The organism is Thermogutta sp., assembly GCF_014359955.1.
Lineage (GTDB): Bacteria > Planctomycetota > Planctomycetia > Pirellulales > Thermoguttaceae > Thermogutta.
In genome coordinates this window covers 1-1,860 of the sequence record NZ_JACIYL010000833.1, presented here as the reverse complement: position 1 = coordinate 1,860, position 1,860 = coordinate 1, and the positions used below count along the sequence as shown (strand labels likewise).

Here is a 1,860-nt window from a genome sequence, read left to right as displayed (position 1 = left end):
GTCAGGAAGGTGCGTGATCCAGTATTCGGCGTTTCGTTCCGCCACTTCCAGAAACTCGGGGTTATTCGTCAAAGCATACACCTTGCTGAATCCGTACATGGACCAGGCCAGCCCACGCGCCCAGCAGCTTTCGGGGCTCAGGCCCTGATGGGTGCTCTGGCCAAGGAATTGCCCGGTTTCCACATCGAAAAGCCCTTCATGGGCGGTGGAACCGTCCGGGCGTACCAGGTAATGGCGGGTGGTGCGGCAATGAGCGAGTCCAATTTCTAGCAACGCCTCATCACCGGTTTTAAGAGCCGCGAAGATCACCAGAGGGACGTTCATCATAATATCGATGAACAGACTGTGCGGGCCAATAAAAGAGCAGAGATACCTTCCTTTGGGCTGAAAGCGCATGGCAAGTGTTCGACCGGCGGTGATGAGTACATCCAGCAGGGCCTGGTCGCCGGTCAGCTCGTACCATGGAAGATACGTGTTGAGAAAAATAAATCCCAAATCATGAACATTGCGGTCGTGTTTGCGATGTTCGAGCAAACGGGAATAGTGCGTGGCCAGTTCCCACCACTTGGGTTCTCGGGTCCGCAGGTAGAACTGCCACATCATTCCGGCCAGGAAGCCCCCGGTCCAGTCCGTCCACAGTTCGCCTTCGTGATACCAACGGCCGTTGACCGTGTAAATGGGGAAGTAGTCGGGATGTTTTTCCACCAGGGCCGCGACCTGTTTTTCGGCGAATTGAAGGGCCTGCTCGAACTTGTTGATTTCTTCACGCGTGAGAGTCATCACATCTCCTCCCGCTGCCTTATGGAATGGACTCAGGCGGCTCATTATACCGCAATATTTGAATACTCACACCCAGGACGTTTGGGAAGTCAGGGATTTGCCCAGCCCCACTTTTGCAAAAAAACTATGACACGCCGTCGGCCCGATGTGTCGTAGGGGTGATTCATGAATTACCCCTGCAACAGATTCGATGGTTGACCTATCGCTGTTCGCTATGAAAAGCGCGGATGAATCAAAGTTGGGGCGAATTGTTCCCCAAGGATCGAGTCGCTATACTGGTCAATGTTTCTACGAAAACGAGGAGAATTGTGGACGATTCGACGAGTTTTGAAGGAGATCCATCTGATGAGCCGTACGACCACATGCCGTCACACTCCACACTTTTTGCTTGCGGCACTTGCAATCGTTGGCCTGTTCATTGCCTGTGGACGTGGGCACGGACAGGAGGCTCGCGTGACGATTGATGCATCTCAAACGGCTCCCCCCATTTCCAAATACATTTACGGGCAGTTCATCGAACACCTGGGCCGGTGTATTTACGGCGGTATTTGGGCGGAAATGCTCGTCGACAGGAAATTCTTCTATCCTGTCGGTAGCAAGGAATCCCCATGGACGGTCATCGGGCCTGCGGAGAGCGTAACAATGGATCGTCATCAGCCCTTTGTGGGGGTTCATTCACCGCGAGTCACATTGAAGGGTGATGGCACCGTCGCGGGCATCGCTCATGGCGGTTTAGGCATTCTCGCTGGGAAAGAATACGTCGGTTACATATGGGTGAAAGGCGCTCCGGAAGCAGCCCCGATCACGGTGAGACTGGTGTGGGGAAATGACCCTGGCGATGCAGGCGAGATGGATATCGCCGAGGTGGGAGCGGATTATCGGAAAGTGGCTTTTCGCTTTCGACCGTCTCAATCGACGGACGATGCCCGACTGGAAATCGTATCCAAAGGCAAAGGCCACTTTTATGTGGGGACGGTTTCCCTCATGCCGGCCGACAACATTCACGGCATGCGGGCGGACACCATTGCTTTGCTGAAAGAGCTGGATTCTCCCATCTACCGCTGGCCGGGTGGCAACTTC

The 1,860-nt window shown here is 54.4% G+C and carries 1 protein-coding gene and 1 pseudogene; one reads left to right on the top strand and one right to left on the bottom strand.

Annotated elements, in window-relative coordinates:
- Positions 1-780, bottom strand: a 780-nt coding sequence (locus H5U08_RS17410) for a glycoside hydrolase family 88 protein (RefSeq protein WP_297036011.1), incomplete at its 3' end; no start/stop codon positions are given.
- A 453-nt stretch (positions 781-1,233) separates the two neighbouring features.
- On the opposite strand from H5U08_RS17410, the pseudogene H5U08_RS17405 reads away from it, so the two are divergent.
- Positions 1,234-1,860: pseudogene (locus H5U08_RS17405) on the top strand (hypothetical protein); the annotation flags it as partial.